Origin of the sequence: Brevibacterium oceani, assembly GCF_013623835.1 — a bacterium.
Taxonomy (GTDB): domain Bacteria; phylum Actinomycetota; class Actinomycetes; order Actinomycetales; family Brevibacteriaceae; genus Brevibacterium; species Brevibacterium oceani.
Genome location: NZ_JABKDE010000001.1, coordinates 1 through 14,361, shown reverse-complemented (window position 1 = coordinate 14,361; position 14,361 = coordinate 1). Strand labels below are relative to the sequence as shown.

The following is a 14,361-nucleotide window of genomic DNA, read 5'->3' as shown; positions in this document are numbered from 1 at the left end:
TCCGGGCCAGTTCAGTCATCACTCTGTTCTCCGTTCTGCTCTGTTCGTCCAGCGGCGCCATCGGACGTCGACGTGTGCCGCGTGGGTTGCTGAGCCGATCGCTCTCGCAACAGCACCGGGCCGGGCGAGGACCAGCACCTGCCCCTCGTCCGTGTCAGACGGCGCCTCCTCCTCAGGTTCGGCGCCGACCATGATCGCCGTGTCGAGCACCCGCGACCGTCCCAGCACACCTGGTCGAGGATGCTCCCCGTCAAGAGACAGCTCTTCGACGAAGAACGGCGTTCCGTCGACGTCGCGGATGTCGGTGGTGCTGACGATTCTGCCGCCGGCCTCTCCGGTCCGACCCAGCACGAGGGTCTCCCGCAGGCACACCTGCGCGTCCGCTCCCCTGCGCACCGTCGTGCGGCGTCTGACGTGGGCACGGTCGGCGACGACGAAGGGAAACGATTCCCACACCAGGACTGCCCCGTCACCGACGACCGCATCGACATTCCAGTCGGACGGCCTTCCCGTCGAGGGATAGGCGACTGTGCCCCCGATGTCTTCGATCCGCAGTGTGCATCCGGCGCCGACTTCGACCCTGATCGACACCGAATCCCCACCGAGGAGCGTCGCCCCTCCCGCAACCAACGCGACATGAGCGAACCTTGCCTTCCGGGTCACCAGCCTCGGTTGCAGCAGCCCCGGAGTGAGTCGAACCTTCGGCGGTCCGCCCGGTGCCGCCTCGGCGACCGCAATGGTCGTCATACCCGTACATGTTGATGGCTGTGCTCTTCGCCCTCGTCATCATGGGTGTGCACATAGCCTCCCTCCTCATCGGCGTGGAAGTGCGGAGCCATCGGTCCCGGATCCTGCGGCTCATGCGCGCCGGCACGATGAGAGGCCAGGAGCGCGAGCAGCCATTCGCGCAGTCGCGCCACGGAAGCCTCGTCGGTGCGGGAGAGAGCGAGCACCGGTTCCCCTTCGCGCGCCTCGGTGGCGTCGCTGACCATCTGTTCGACATCGACTCCGACGTAGTCGGCGAGGTCGGTCTTGTTGACCACGAGCAGGTCGGCACGCGCGATCCCGGGTCCGCCCTTGCGAGCGACGTCCCCACCGCCGGCGACGTCGAGGACGAAGATCTGTGCGTCCACGAGCGCCGGTGAGAACGTCGCCGTGAGATTGTCGCCGCCCGATTCGACGAGGACGAGGTCGAGTGGGTAGTAATCATTCTCCAACCGTTCGACGGCCTGCAGGTTCGCCGTGACATCGTCACGGATCGCGGTGTGCGGGCAGGCCCCCGTCTCGATCGCCCGGATCCGGTCCGGGTCGAGGACTCCGGCGGAGCGGAGGAGCCGGGCATCCTCGTCGGTGTAGATGTCATTGGTGATCACGCCGATGCGGATCTCATCGGCCAGTGCGCGGCAGATGAGAGCGATCAGCGAACTCTTTCCGGTTCCCACGGGCCCGGCGACGCCGAGTCGCAGGGATCTTTCGGATGCAGGGAATTCAGGCACGGAACAGCCTCCTCGGTAACACGGACTGGACTTCTGCCCAGTCCTCGATCAGTGGGGCACCCGAGGCGGGAAGCGCCTCGGGGCGGGTGAGTCGGGACAATTCGGACACGGAGTCCTCCATCGCCGCGCAGGCGTCGAGCACCCAGCCGGTGACGCGGATCGGATCCGTGGGTTCGAGCTTGAGCACCGCGGCGGCGACGGTCTGCGCGTCGTCGTAGGCGACGAGGCGGACGAGATCGGCCGCCCCGATGCCCGCGCACGCGGCGATGGTGCCGAGCACGATGGGACGCGGCAGCGGCGTGGGCCGGAGCACCGCAGCCGTCTGCGGCCAGATCCTCTGACCGATGCGGGCCAGTCCGGCACCGAGGGCGACGGCGATCTCCCGCAGTGCCGCACTCGGGGTGCGGGCAGCCCATTCGGTCTCGAGAACACCGAGGCGGTCCGGCACGACGGTGTCCCGCTCCGGAGCGATGCCGTTCCGCTCCGGACGGAAGGAGTCCCGGTCCGGATCGCCGGAGCCCTGCTCCGTGTCCGCGGCGCCATCGGCCGATGGACGTACGTCCGCCAGGTGTCGGGCGATCACGGCCGCTCCCGCTTCGACGCGGACGACCGTGGTCATCCTCGTCCGCATGTAGTCGGCCACCTCGTGCGCGGCGAGACCGTGACGCAGTCCGGCCTCCAGGCCGTTCGAGGACACGTGGGCTCCGGCTGGCAGGCGCGAGTCGGCGAGGAGCATCGCGAGAGTCGCCGAGGCGTTGCGCCGGGTGGGAAGGTCGGTTGAGGTCACGGTCATCAGAACATCTGGTAGAGCCGGGCCAGCGGCAGCGTCTGCGCCGGTTGGGCGGTCACCGGTTGGCCGTCGATCGCGATGGCGAAGGTGTCAGGTTCGATGTCGATCGCCGGTCGTGCGTCATTGCAGCGCATATCCTTCTTGCCGATGTCCCGCGTCGGCGCGACTGGTTTGAGTTCCCGCTTCAGTGCGAGCTCGTCGCGCAGCCCGTTCTCGACCGCGGACGGGGCTGCGAACGACACCGACAGCCGTGCTCCGTCCGAGGCTCCGAAGGATGGTCGCATCAGGACCGGCTGCGGAGTCGGGATGGAGGCGTTCGGGTCGCCGAGACCGGCCCAGGCGATCGCCCCACCCTTGATGACGAGGTCCGGTCGGACCCCGAAGAAGCGAGGATCCCACAGCACGAGATCGGCCATCTTCCCGACCTCGATCGAACCGATGTGGGCATCGACGCCGTGCGCGATCGCCGGATTGATCGTGTACTTGGCGACGTAGCGGCGAGCGCGTTCGTTGTCCGCCGGCAGGGTCTCACCGAGGTCGCCCACCCTGTGCTTCATCACGTGGGCGACCTGCCAGGTTCGGGTGATGACCTCACCGATGCGCCCCATCGCCTGCGCGTCCGAGGACGTGATCGACAGGGCTCCCATGTCGTGGAGCAGGTCCTCTGCCGCGATGGTCGTCGCCCGGATGCGGGATTCGGCGAACGCGAGATCCTCGGGCACGGCGGGGTTGAGGTGGTGGCAGACCATGAGCATGTCGAGATGTTCGGCGACCGTGTTCGCCGTATGGGGCAGGGTCGGGTTCGTCGAACCGGGGAGGATGTTCTCCAATGCTGCGATCGAGAGGATGTCGGGGGCGTGTCCCCCGCCGGCGCCCTCGACGTGGAAGGCGTGGATGCTGCGACCTCCGATCGCGGCGATCGTCGATTCGACGAACCCCGCCTCGTTGAGCGAGTCCGAGTGCAGCGCGACCTGCAGTCCGTGATCCCCGGCGGCCCTCAGCGAGGCGTCGATGGCCGCGGGCGTCGCACCCCAGTCCTCGTGGACCTTGTAACCGGCGGCACCGCCGAGTGCCTGTTCGGCCAGCCCTTCGGCTGAGACGGTGTTGCCCTTGCCGAGCAGGAGGACGTTCATCGGAAGGTCGTCGAGGGCGCGGTGCATCGCGCCGAGGTGCCAGGCTCCGGGAGTCACCGTCGTCGCCTTGCTGCCCTCGGAGGGGCCGGTCCCGCCGCCGGCGACCGTTGTGATCCCGGTGGCGAGCGCTTCGTGGAGCTGGGAAGGTGAGAGCAGGTGGACGTGGGAGTCGAAGGCGCCCGCGGTGAGGATGCGGCCTTCGCCGGAGATGACGTCGGTGGACGGTCCGATCTGCAGGTCCGGGTGCACTCCGTCGGCGATGTCGGGGTTCCCGGCTCGCCCGAGCGCCACGATCTGTCCGGCCCGGATGCCGACATCGGCGCGGATGATCCCCCACCAGTCGAGCACCACGGCGTTGGTGATGACCGTGTCCGGTGCGCCTTCGGCAGTCGTGGTCGTTCCCTGATTCATCGATTCGCGGATCGATTTCCCACCGCCGAAGACGGACTCCTCGCCGCCGAGGGTACGGTCCTCCTCGATCTCGATCCACAGGTCGGTATCGCTTAGGCGCAGCTGATCGCCGAGGCTGGGCCCATAGAGCGCGGCGTAGCGCTGGGTGGACAGTCGCGCCATCACGGATCGCCCGCCTCGGCGAGGGGAAGCCGGATCCCGGGCACACGCCTGTGCCCGCGCAGGGAGACGATCGGCACGGTGCGGGAGGCGCCCGGTTCGAAGCGCAGGGAGGTGCCGGCGGGGATGTCCAGCCGGAACCCCTCCGCCCGGCAGCGGTCGAAGTCGAGCGCGGCATTGGTGTCGGGGAGGTGGATGTGGGAGCCGATCTGGACCGGCCGGTCTCCGGTGTTCTCGATCGTCATCGTCGCCGTCTCGTCCGGGTTCTCGCGCACGTTGAGTTCGCGCTCTCCGGCGCTGACTCGAACGGCGCCCGGCCCGCGGTCGCGTGTTCCTGCCACTGTCAGGTCCTTCAGTCGATGGGGTTGTGGATGGTCACGAGCTTGCGCCCGTCGGGGAACGTCGCCTCCACCTGAACGTCGCTGAGCATGTCGGCGACGTCCTCGAGGACGTCGTCACGGGTGAGGACCTCGCGCCCGGTGGTCATGAGCTCCTCGACGCTCGCACCTTCCCTGGCGCGTTCGATGGCCCAGGTGCTCAGGAGCGCAACCGTCTCCGGATAGTTCAGGCGGATGCCCCGGTCCCGTCGGTCCCTGGCGACCATTCCCGCCACGGACAGGAGCAGCTTGTCGGTGTCGGCCGGAGTGAAGTGCATGCGTCCCCTCAGCCTTTCGTCGGAACGTGCGGGTTGTCCGGGCGATCGTGTGGGGCGTCCGCGCGAGCGTGCAGGACGTCCTCACGGCTGCGCGGGACATCCGCGGGCAGCACATGCTCGCCGAGGCGGTCGGTCGAGAGCGCGAGGGAGCTGAGGTAGAGTCGCTCCCCGTTCTCCCCCGTCTTCGCCGAGGCGATCATGTCGGGACGTTCGAACTCCAAGTCCGTGACATGGCAGCGCAGGGTCTCGCCAGAGGGGTTGCCGTGCTCGTCGAACATCGGCAGCTCGATTCCATCATCGCTGCGTCGCAGGTAGTACCGGCCGCGGGTGATGATCGCCATGAGCGGGGTCGCGACGATGGCGATGCCGACGGCGAAGAGAGGTGAGAACGGCTGGACCGTCGCCCCGAAAGCCCCGAAGTAGATGGCGATGGAGACCCCGCCGGCGAGCACCAGCGAGACGATCCCGACCGGGTTCCAGTCGTAGAGCATGCCGCGTCGGAACTCGGGGATCTTCGGGGAGAGCTTCAGCAGGTATTTGTTGATGGCGATATCGGCGGCGACGACGCAGATCCACGACATCGCGAGGTTCGCGTAGAAGCTGAGGATCGCGTTGAGGAAGTCGAACATGTTCAGCTCCATCAGCGCCAGGGCGATGAGCAGGTTGACGACGAGGAAGGTGATCCGGCCCGGGTAGCGCTTCGTGATCCGGGTGTACGAGTTCGTCCAGGCCAGCGATCCCGAATAGGCGTTGGTGACGTTGATCTTCACCTGGGAGATGACGACGAGCACCACGGCCAGAAGCAGAGCGAGCCATTGCGGCATCATCTGCTGGTAGGTGGCGAGGAACTGCTGGACGGGTTCGTTCGCGAAGCTCACGGCACCGGGAACATTGGCGATGAGGTAGACCGCGAGGAACATGCCGATGATCTGCTTCGTCGCCCCGAAGATCACCCAGCCGGGTCCGGCGAGGATGACGGCCGCCCACCAGCTGCGGCGGTTCTCCGGAGTACGCGGGGGCATGAACCGCAGATAGTCGATCTGCTCGGCGATCTGGGCGATGAGTGAGAGGCAGACACCGGCGGCGAGCATGACCGAGGCGAAGTTCGCGCCCTCGCCCTCTTCGCCCGTATAGGCGAAGAAGTCCGCGACCGAATCCGGCTGCCAGGCGATGAGATAGCCGACGGGGATGACCATGAGCAGCAGCCACAGCGGGGTCGTCGAGACCTGCAGTTTGGCAAGGACCTTCATGCCGTAGATGACGAGCGGGAAGATGAGCACCGTGGACACGAGATAGCCGATCGGGCGGGGCAGGCCGAGGCCGAGGTAGAGCCCCTGCGCCATGATCGAGCCTTCGAGGGCGAAGAAGATGAAAGTGAAGGTCGCGAAGATGATGTTCGTGATGACGGACCCGTAGTACCCGAAGCCCGAACCGCGGGTGATGAGGTCGAGGTCGAGGTTGTAGCGGGCGGCGTAGAACGCCAGCGGCCACCCGGTGAGGAAGATGATGATGGCCGCGACGAGGATGCCGAGGATGCCGTTCGTCGTGCCGTGGGCGATGCCGATGTTGGCACCTATCGAGAAGTCGGCGAGGTAGGCGATGCCGCCCAGCGCACTCGTCGCGACGACTCCGGGCGCCCATTTCCGGTACGACCTGGGGGCGAAGCGGAGGGTGTAGTCCTCGAGGCTCTCAGATGCCGCGAGCTGTGCTTCGTTTCGCGGCTCGGGAAGTGCCGTCCTGCTCGGAGACAGTGTCATTGTGGGTTCCTGACTTGTGCGTCGACCGTGATCAGGACCTCATCTTTGCAGGCGATTGTTTCCGCACATGTCGGTTCTGTTTCGGGCAGATGTCGACCGGGGACTTTGCCGGCGGAGTCGCCCATCAGCGCAGATGCGAAGAGCGCGAACCCGCATTCGGGTTCGCGCTCTTCGCGTCGTCACTTCTCGATCGCCGCAGGCGACGGATCTACCGCCGCCGGAATCTGTTGTAGAGCACCATGGCGCCGGGTTCGGGCCGCCCCTGCGGGCGCCTGCCGCGGGCGATCGATACGACGTCCCCGGCTGTGCCGGCGGCGAAGACACGCGCATCGCGTTCCTTCGCCGCCTGCTGCGTCCGGATCTCGTCCTCGAGCTCGTCATTGCGGTGCTGGAGGGCGTCGACCTGATTCTGCAGGTCGATGATCTTCTTGATCCCGACGAGGTTGACCCCCTCGTCCTGGGACAGCTGCTGGATCATCCGCAGCTTGGCGATGTCCTGTCCGGAGTACCGCCGACCTCTTCCCGCCGTGCGTTCGGGAATGACAAGACCGAGACGGTCATACTGTCGCAGCGTCTGCGGGTGCATTCCCGCCAGATCCGCCGCCACCGAGATCACATACACCGCCGCCGTCGACGAAATATGCATCGTTCATCACCACCTCAACTGGCCTTGGCCGTCTCCAGCAGGCCGTCGCGCGGATCATCGTCCTCGGTGGCCGCCTGGAACGCCTCGACCGCAGCCTTGGCTTCCTTCGACAGGTTCTTCGGCGCCACGATCTCGACCTCGGCCAGCAGATCGCCGGTGCCCTTCTTCGTCTTCACGCCCTTGCCGCGCACCCGCAGGGTCCGCCCCGACGGGGTGCCCGGTGCGATCTTGACCTTGACCGGCATTCCGCCCAGGGTCGGGACCTTGACCTCGGCGCCCAGGGTCGCCTCGTCGAAGGTCACCGGCAGCTCCATCCGCAGGTTGTCCCCGTCGCGGGTGAAGACTGGGTGCGGCTTCACATGCACGGTGAGGATCACGTCACCGGTCTCACCGCCGTTGGGGCTGGCCTTGCCCTTGCCGGCCAAGCGAATCTTCTGTCCGTCCTTGACCCCGATCGGGGTGCGCACGGTCAGCGGCTTCCCGCCGGGCATGTTGAGCTTCACCGAGGCGCCGTTGATCGCCTCGGTGAACGACAGCGTGGTGCTCGACTTGATGTCGCCGCCTTTGACCGGGGGCGAATAGCCGCCGCCGAATCCGCCGCCGTAGCCGCCCCCACCGCCGCCGAATCCGTTGAGCAGGTCGGCGAGGTCCGGGGGAACATCTCCCCCGCCGCCGTAGGTCGTGCGGGTCCGGGTGCGACCGCCGCCTCCGAAGAGGTCGGAGAACACATCGTCGAATCCGCCTCCGCCCGCTCCGCCGGGTCCTCCGGCGCCGGCGCTGAACCGGGCGCCTCCGCCCATGGCGCGGACCTGGTCGTACTGGGCGCGGGATTCCTTGTCGGAGAGCACCTGATGTGCCTGTCCGATCTCCTTGAACTTCTCCTCGGCCTTCTCATCTCCGGGGTTGGCATCCGGGTGATACTTGCGCGCGAGTTTGCGATAGGCCTTCTTGATCTCGGCATCGGAAGCATCCTTGGAGACGCCGAGGGTCTTGTAGAAGTCCTTATCGAACCAATCATTCTGAGGTCCGGTATTCACCTGGCACCTCCTTTCCTTCCAATCATTGCACTCATCGATCTATTCACTTGTCTCCTCACAATCCGCATCCCCGGGGTGTGACCCCGAAGATCCGGACCGCCGCCGAGGTGGCCCCCAGCCCCGTAAGACAGTTCACTTCTCGTACGGGACCGGCGGCCGCCTCGGCGAAGGTGTCCGTTCAGTCCTCCGGCTGCTGGACGCCGACTCGGGCCGCACGGATGATGCGGTCGCCGAGGCGGTAGCCCGGCTGCATGACCAGGAAGATCGTCGGTTCCTCGACCTCGTCGGAGGGCTGCTGCATGAGCGCCTCGTGGAGGTTCGGGTCGAACTCGTCGCCGACCTCACCGTACTGTTCGACGCCGACCTTGTTGAGCGAGTCGATCAGCTTGTTGACGTGGGTCTCGAAAGGCCCGGAGACGTCGCCGTTCTCGCGTGCGAGCTTGACCTCGTCGAGCACGGGGATCAGGGCCTCGACGACCTTGATCGTGCCGCCGACGGCTGCGCGTTCGCGTTCGCGATCGGCGCGCATCCGGTAGGCGGCGTACTCGGCGTTGATGCGCTTGAGATCCGCGAGGTGCGCGGCGGCTTCGGAGCCCGGTTCGGGCTCGGGGGCCGCCTCAGTGTCCTTGAGGCTCGAGGCATCGGCGGGGATGTCGACTCCGAGGTCGCTGGCGTCGGCGGCGGGGTCGTCGGCGGCGGATCCCTCTGCCGCCTGAGCGGCGTTCGGGTCCGTGACCTGTTCGTCGCCGACCCCGGCCGAGGCCGACTGGGCGTCGGCCTCGGGACGGACCTCACCGGTGTTCGGGTCGACCCGGCGCTTGTCACTGAAGGTGAAGCCTGGCTCCTCGGACGACTTGTCGTTGCCCTCGGCAGTCATTACTTCTTCTCCTCATCCTCATCGTCGACGACCTCGGCATCGACAACATCGTCGTCGGCACCGGAAGCGGCATCGGCTTCGCCCTCACCGGCGGCGGCGCCTTCGGCACCACCCTGCTGGTTGTAGATGGCCTCGCCGATCTTCTGCTGGTTGGCCACGAGCTTGTCGTAGGCTTCCTTCACAGCGTCGTCGTCTTCACCCTTGAGGGCTTCCTTGACGGCGTCGACGTCGCCCTGCATCTCGGTCTTGACGTCGTCGGGCAGCTTGTCGTCGTTATCGGTCAGCAGCTTCTCGGTCTGGTAGGCGAGGTTCTCCGCGTTGTTGCGGACATCGGCGGCCTCACGGCGCTTCTTGTCCTCTTCTGCGTGCTCCTCGGCCTCACGGACCATGCGCTCGATGTCTTCCTTCGGCAGTGCGGAACCGCCCGTGATCGTCATCGACTGTTCGGTGCCGGTGCCCTTGTCGGTGGCCGACACGTGGACGATGCCGTTGGCGTCGATGTCGAAGGCGACCTCGATCTGCGGCACGCCGCGCGGAGCCGGCGCGATGCCGGTCAGCTCGAAGGTGCCGAGGTTCTTGTTGTCGCGAGTGAACTCGCGCTCGCCCTGGAAGACCTGGATCGACACGGAGGGCTGGTTGTCCTCAGCGGTGGTGAAGGTCTCCGAACGCTTGGTCGGAATCGGGGTGTTGCGCTCGATGAGCTTCGTCATCACTCCGCCCTTGGTCTCGAGTCCGAGCGAGAGCGGGGTGACATCGATGAGCAGAACGTCCTTGCGCTCACCCACGAGGACACCGGCCTGAACGGCGGCACCGATCGCAACGACCTCATCGGGGTTGACTCCCTTGTTGGGCTCCTTGCCTCCGGTGAGTTCGGTGACGACCTGGGTCACGCCGGGCATACGAGTCGATCCGCCGACGAGAACGACGTGGTCGATGTCCGAAACGGACACGCCGGCGTCCTTCATCACAGCGTGGAACGGGGCTTTGGTGCGCTCGAGGAGGTCCTTGGTCAGGTCTTCGAACTTCGCCCGGGTGAGGGTCTCATCCAGGTGGATCGGTCCGTTCTCGCTCATTGACAGATACTGCAGCGAAATGTTCGTGCTGGTCGCCGAGGACAGTTCTTTCTTGGCCTGCTCGGCAGCTTCCTTGAGGCGCTGCAGAGCGGTGGCGTCCTTGGTCAGGTCGACACCGTAGTTGTTCTTCACCTGCTCAACCAGCCAATCAACGATCCGCTGGTCCCAGTCGTCACCGCCGAGGCGATTGTCACCGGAGGTCGCACGGACCTGAATGGTGGAAAAGTCGTCTTCGTCCTTGCCGACTTCGAGCAGCGAAACGTCGAACGTTCCGCCGCCGAGGTCGAAGACGAGGATGAGCTCGTCTTCCTTGCCGCGCTCGAGGCCGTAGGCCAGGGCAGCGGCGGTGGGCTCGTTGATGATGCGCGAGACGTTGAGTCCGGCGATCTCACCGGCATCCTTCGTGGCCTGACGTTCAGCGTCGTTGAAGTAGGCCGGAACGGTGATCACCGCGTCGGTGACCTTCTCCTGCAGGTACTCCTCGGCGTCGTGCTTGAGCTTCTGGAGGATGCGGGCCGAGACCTCGGGAGCCGTCATCGACTTGCCGCCGATCTCGGTGGACCAGTCGGTGCCCATGTGGCGCTTGACCGAAGAAACGGTGTTCTTGATGTTCGTGACAGCCTGGCGCTTGGCGATCTCGCCAACGAGGGAGTCGCCGTTCTTGTTCACTGCGACGACAGACGGGGTCGTGCGACCACCTTCGGCATTCGCGATGACCTTCGGCTCGCCGCCTTCGAGGACTGCGACGACGGAGTTCGTGGTTCCGAGGTCGATTCCAACTGCACGTGCCATTGTGTTCTCTCCTTTGTTCGTGAGTTCCTTCGACTCGAATGTGAGCGTTCGGGCGGCGCCGCCGACCGAACGCCCCCGGCCTTGACTGCCGCGGGGCGAATGCCGGAACCACTCGACCGCACACATTGAGTCAACTGGACTCAAGTATTGTCTTCGAGGTTTCGACCGTCAAGTCGAACCTCACCAAACTTGCGTACACTACACTCAACTTTGATGAGGTCGGCTTTATTCCGGCTGGAGAGAAATTCTTCGATGACACTCCGTGTAGGATCTCGGATTTCGTGTCGGAATCTCAATTTCGTGTCGGAGGCGTGTCGGTGTTCCCAGTTTCATGTCGGTGCGAGGATGCTGGAAACATGACAACGACGACGTTGTTGGACACGGAACTGTTGTACCTCACCGAGGAGGGCACATCGGTAGCCACCACTGTGGGCGCTGTGGACAGCACCCGACTTTCGAAGGGACTACCGGTCCGGTCGCCCAGATCATACGCGCGTCAACGTCACTACCCCGGTTTGTTCTGGTCCGCGACCACAAACGACCATATACCGTACGAAAGCCGGTTAGAACTCGATCGATTGTGGTTGGCGGACTTCGACCGACAAGTCACCTGGATATCCGGACAGCCAATGTGGTTAAGCGGGCGTGACGGGGAAGCGATTCGTCGGCACGTACCCGATTTCTTACTGACGTCACCAGATGGCCGATTGACCGTGGTCGATGTGAAACCCGCCGAATTCGTCAGCCGACCGAAGGTCGCGGTCGTATTCGCCTGGACTCGGCAGGTCTGCGAAGCGGCAGGTTGGCAATACGAGGTCTGGTCAGGAGAAGATCCTCAGCGATTGGCGAACATCAAGGCGCTCGGAGCAACTCGCCGTCTCCAAATGTTCGGGCCACAAGACGTACTCGAATTCGACAGCGAGACTGGCATGTCGTTCGCTGATCGCTATCGGGCATGGTCTGAGTCATACGAGGCAGCCGTCGCGCACCGAATGGGGACATACCAGCGTGCGGAAACGACATTTGAGGAGATCACCGATGACGTCGGTTGTTGAACTTTCGGTGGGCAAACAGGTCTGGTTCGAAGGGGAAACGTGGGGTATCTCTTCCATGTCTGCGGCGGCGACGCAGTTGACTCGTGGCGACGTGTTCCGTTCAGTGGAGACACGATCCCTGTTGGAGACCGCGAAAATTATCGGTGACGATTCTCAGTCTGCAGAAGAGAAAGAGTTTCGGCCTCCCTCGAATGTTGTGTTGAGTGACTTGAGCCCTGCCCAACGGGCGAAGTTCGACCAGCGTGCTGCCCTCGTCCGCCCGCTGCTGGAGTATGACGGTGAAGTCTCGTTGCAGCAGCGTCTGGGAGAGGCAGCGGCTTCGGCTCGCGTGTCGACGCGCACTGTGGAGCGTTGGATGACGGGATACCGTAACGGAGGTCTGGCCGGTCTTGCCGACAGCCGAATGACTGGACGCTACGCGACGGGTATCGATTCCCGCTGGGATGCTGCCTGCATCGAGATACTGGCGGAATACTCGAGGCGGTCGACTCCGACGATGGGTGTTGTTTTAGACAAGGTCCAGCAACGGGTTGACGTGCTGCACGGCCCGGGAGCGGTGAGCGCTCCGTCCCGGTCCAGTGCTTATCGTCGCTTGAAGGAGCTATCTAAAGGGAGGCACGCCTTCGGCAGTGGGAAGCAACGAAGGTCGGTCGCCGATCGTCCTCGGGGTCCGTACGGGCGGTTGCGGGCGACGCGGCCGGGTGAGTATGTGGTGTTGGATACGACGCCATTGGACGTGTTCGCGATGGAACCGGTTACTTTGCGGTGGGTGCCTGTCGAACTGACTGTTGCGCAGGATTTGTTCACTCGCTGCATTCTGGGTCTGCGGTTGACTCCCGTCTCGACGACCGCAGCAGATGTCGCAAATGTGTTGTACCAATGCGTGGCTCCGCAACCGAACGGTGATGACGACGGTAATTGGCCTTTTCATGGGGTCCCGCGCAATGTGTTGGTCGGTACCGAAGAGCCGGATGGTGTGTCTCAGGAGCGAGTCGCTGGGTTGCCGGCATGCTTGCCGGAAGCGATCGTTGTCGATCATGGGAAGGTTTACTTGTCTTCGCATGTGACCTCAGCATGTGCTCGATTGGGCATCACTATCCAGCCAGCAATTCCTCACAAGCCCACAGATAAGCCAACAGTCGAGCGGTTCTTCAAGACACTGCGCGAGGGACTCTTGCAGCATCTTCCCGGGCACAAAGGCCCGGACGTCTATAATCGCGGCGCTGACATCGAGGATCAGGCTTTCTATTACGTAGCGGAGCTTGAACAGATCATTCGCGAATGGGTTGGCCAAGTCCACCACCAGACCAAGCACCGAGGGTTAAGTGTGGGGCTCCCCGCAAGTCGTGGACACGTGAACCACGTCACGCAGCCTGCGTAGACGCTTCCTCCTGAACCCGGCCGGCACTGTGCTCGACCAGAAGAGCCTCTTCGAACTCCACCGGCGGAACCATCCCCAACGCCGAGTGCAACCGCCGCCGGTTATAGACCACCTCGATCCACCGAGCGACCTCCCGCATCGCCTCAGCCCGAGTCTGCCACACGCGCCGCTCGAAGAACTCCGTCTTCAGTGATGACCAGAACGACTCCGACATCGCGTTATCCCAACACACTCCAGTCCGACCCACTGTATCGCCCCGGGGATAATAGAGGCAGGGAGATTGGAAGAAGGAGATTCTCTCTTGCCAGTGAAATACACCGACGAACTCAAGGCTCGTGCCGTCGAGCTCGTCATCCATGCCCAGGCCGATCCGGACACCGCGAACGGAGCGATCACCCGTGTCGCCGGCGAGCTCGGCCTGAGCAAAGAGACCCTGCGAGTCTGGGTGCGTAAGCACAAAGACTCCGGCAAAGCCACACCGGCCGAGTCGGTCGATTTGGAAGCGGAGAACCGTCGGCTGCGGGCGGAGTTGGCTGAAGCGAAGCGGGCCAACGAGATCTTGAAGAGAGCGTCGGCTTTCTTCGCGGCGGAGCTCGACCGCCCATCGAAGTGATCGTCGCCTTCATCGACGACAATCGTCACGAGTTCGGAGTCGAGCCAATCGTACGCGCCCTGTCCGGGACTGCGGCACGGATTGCTGTGAGCTCGTATTACGCGTTCAAGAAACGCGAACCATCGGCCAGGGCCCGCCGAGACCAGGCGCTGATGGTCGTCATCCAGGATGTCTATGAGGCGAACTACTCGTGTTACGGGGTGCGGAAGATGTGGAAGGCGATCAACCGCGAGTACGCCGATGAGTTCGGTCCGGTGGCCCGCTGTACGGTGGAGCGGTTGATGCGCCAGTTAGGCATCGACGGTATTCGACGCAGGAGGAAGCGCCCGAAGACGGCTTCGGCCAGGGCTGAGGAGTGTCCGGAGGATCTCGTCGAACGTGAGTTCACAGCACCTGGCCCGAACTGCGTTTGGGTCGCTGACATCACCTATGTGCCGACGTCTGCTGGGTGGGTGTACACGACGTTCATCCTCGATGTCTTCCACA

15 protein-coding genes, 1 pseudogene and 1 other annotated feature are annotated in these 14,361 nt (G+C 64.6%); of the genes and pseudogenes, 4 read left to right on the top strand and 12 right to left on the bottom strand.

The features are described 5' to 3' along the window. Positions 1-18 precede the first annotated feature (18 nt). From HK401_RS00080 to dnaK, 11 genes are all read right to left on the bottom strand, one after another. Positions 19-747 (bottom strand): urease accessory protein UreD, encoded by a 729-nt coding sequence (locus HK401_RS00080; protein WP_181272639.1) that lies wholly within the window; start codon positions 745-747, stop codon positions 19-21. Continuing rightward, on the bottom strand, positions 744-1,496 hold the full coding sequence (gene ureG / locus HK401_RS00075; protein ID WP_181272638.1) for an urease accessory protein UreG: 753 nt from the start codon (positions 1,494-1,496) through the stop codon (positions 744-746). Before ureG ends, HK401_RS00080 begins: the two co-directional genes overlap by 4 nt. Next, positions 1,489-2,289 (bottom strand): urease accessory protein UreF, encoded by an 801-nt coding sequence (locus tag HK401_RS00070; protein ID WP_181272637.1) that lies wholly within the window; start codon positions 2,287-2,289, stop codon positions 1,489-1,491. The genes ureG and HK401_RS00070 overlap by 8 nt, the downstream gene beginning before the upstream one ends. Further along, complete coding sequence (locus HK401_RS00065) at positions 2,289-3,992, bottom strand: urease subunit alpha (RefSeq protein ID WP_181272636.1); 1,704 nt, start codon at positions 3,990-3,992, stop codon at positions 2,289-2,291. The genes HK401_RS00070 and HK401_RS00065 overlap by 1 nt, the downstream gene beginning before the upstream one ends. Next, positions 3,992-4,330: an urease subunit beta gene (gene ureB, locus HK401_RS00060; protein ID WP_181272635.1), complete on the bottom strand. Its 339-nt coding sequence runs from the start codon at positions 4,328-4,330 to the stop codon at positions 3,992-3,994. The genes HK401_RS00065 and ureB overlap by 1 nt, the downstream gene beginning before the upstream one ends. A gap of 11 nt (positions 4,331-4,341) precedes the next feature. After that, the gene (locus tag HK401_RS00055) at positions 4,342-4,644 is read right to left on the bottom strand and encodes an urease subunit gamma (RefSeq protein ID WP_181272634.1); all 303 of its coding nucleotides are present in this window, start codon (positions 4,642-4,644) and stop codon (positions 4,342-4,344) included. 8 nt (positions 4,645-4,652) lie between these two features. Continuing rightward, positions 4,653-6,401, bottom strand: coding sequence for a purine-cytosine permease family protein (locus HK401_RS00050; RefSeq protein ID WP_258233882.1), 1,749 nt, complete (start codon positions 6,399-6,401; stop codon positions 4,653-4,655). Between the two features lie 208 nt (positions 6,402-6,609). Then, on the bottom strand, positions 6,610-7,047 hold the full coding sequence (locus tag HK401_RS00045) for a heat shock protein transcriptional repressor HspR (RefSeq protein WP_181272633.1): 438 nt from the start codon (positions 7,045-7,047) through the stop codon (positions 6,610-6,612). Positions 7,048-7,061: 14 nt separating this feature from the next. Then, entirely contained in the window at positions 7,062-8,084 is a 1,023-nt protein-coding gene (locus tag HK401_RS00040) for a DnaJ C-terminal domain-containing protein (RefSeq protein WP_181272632.1), read from the bottom strand. 178 nt (positions 8,085-8,262) lie between these two features. Continuing rightward, positions 8,263-8,961 (bottom strand): nucleotide exchange factor GrpE, encoded by a 699-nt coding sequence (locus HK401_RS00035; protein WP_181272631.1) that lies wholly within the window; start codon positions 8,959-8,961, stop codon positions 8,263-8,265. After that, positions 8,961-10,826 (bottom strand): molecular chaperone DnaK, encoded by a 1,866-nt coding sequence (gene dnaK / locus HK401_RS00030; protein ID WP_181272630.1) that lies wholly within the window; start codon positions 10,824-10,826, stop codon positions 8,961-8,963. The genes HK401_RS00035 and dnaK overlap by 1 nt, the downstream gene beginning before the upstream one ends. A gap of 356 nt (positions 10,827-11,182) precedes the next feature. On the opposite strand from dnaK, the gene HK401_RS00025 reads away from it, so the two are divergent. Further along, on the top strand, positions 11,183-11,881 hold the full coding sequence (locus tag HK401_RS00025) for a TnsA-like heteromeric transposase endonuclease subunit (protein WP_181272629.1): 699 nt from the start codon (positions 11,183-11,185) through the stop codon (positions 11,879-11,881). Then, complete coding sequence (locus tag HK401_RS00020) at positions 11,865-13,262, top strand: TnsB C-terminal domain-containing protein (protein ID WP_181272628.1); 1,398 nt, start codon at positions 11,865-11,867, stop codon at positions 13,260-13,262. The genes HK401_RS00025 and HK401_RS00020 overlap by 17 nt, the downstream gene beginning before the upstream one ends. Here the strand turns inward: HK401_RS00020 and HK401_RS00015 are convergent. Then, positions 13,246-13,512: pseudogene (locus HK401_RS00015) on the bottom strand (integrase core domain-containing protein); the annotation flags it as partial. The gene HK401_RS00020 and the pseudogene HK401_RS00015 overlap by 17 nt on opposite strands. Before the next feature lie 57 nt (positions 13,513-13,569). Here HK401_RS00015 and HK401_RS00010 point away from each other — a divergent pair. Together HK401_RS00010 and HK401_RS00005 are read left to right on the top strand one after the other, a co-directional pair. After that, entirely contained in the window at positions 13,570-13,875 is a 306-nt protein-coding gene (locus HK401_RS00010) for a transposase (protein ID WP_309135898.1), read from the top strand. After that, positions 13,836-13,964: a sequence feature (AL1L pseudoknot), on the top strand. (Overlaps the previous gene by 40 nt.) 63 nt (positions 13,965-14,027) lie before the next feature. After that, on the top strand, positions 14,028-14,361 hold a 334-nt coding region (locus tag HK401_RS00005; RefSeq protein WP_219921630.1), incomplete at its 3' end, for an IS3 family transposase.

Excerpts from the sequence above, each read along its gene's own strand:
- HK401_RS00045 (WP_181272633.1), bottom strand. The coding sequence starts at position 7,047 with ATGCATATTTCGTCGACGGCGGCGGTGTATGTGATCTCGGTGGCGGCG.
- HK401_RS00050 (WP_258233882.1), bottom strand. The coding sequence starts at position 6,401 with ATGACACTGTCTCCGAGCAGGACGGCACTTCCCGAGCCGCGAAACGAA.
- HK401_RS00025 (WP_181272629.1), top strand. The coding sequence starts at position 11,183 with ATGACAACGACGACGTTGTTGGACACGGAACTGTTGTACCTCACCGAG.
- HK401_RS00020 (WP_181272628.1), top strand. The coding sequence starts at position 11,865 with ATGACGTCGGTTGTTGAACTTTCGGTGGGCAAACAGGTCTGGTTCGAA.
- HK401_RS00070 (WP_181272637.1), bottom strand. The coding sequence starts at position 2,289 with ATGACCGTGACCTCAACCGACCTTCCCACCCGGCGCAACGCCTCGGCG.
- dnaK (WP_181272630.1), bottom strand. The coding sequence starts at position 10,826 with ATGGCACGTGCAGTTGGAATCGACCTCGGAACCACGAACTCCGTCGTC.
- HK401_RS00080 (WP_181272639.1), bottom strand. The coding sequence starts at position 747 with ATGACGACCATTGCGGTCGCCGAGGCGGCACCGGGCGGACCGCCGAAG.
- HK401_RS00035 (WP_181272631.1), bottom strand. The coding sequence starts at position 8,961 with ATGACTGCCGAGGGCAACGACAAGTCGTCCGAGGAGCCAGGCTTCACC.
- HK401_RS00055 (WP_181272634.1), bottom strand. The coding sequence starts at position 4,644 with ATGCACTTCACTCCGGCCGACACCGACAAGCTGCTCCTGTCCGTGGCG.
- HK401_RS00065 (WP_181272636.1), bottom strand. The coding sequence starts at position 3,992 with ATGGCGCGACTGTCCACCCAGCGCTACGCCGCGCTCTATGGGCCCAGC.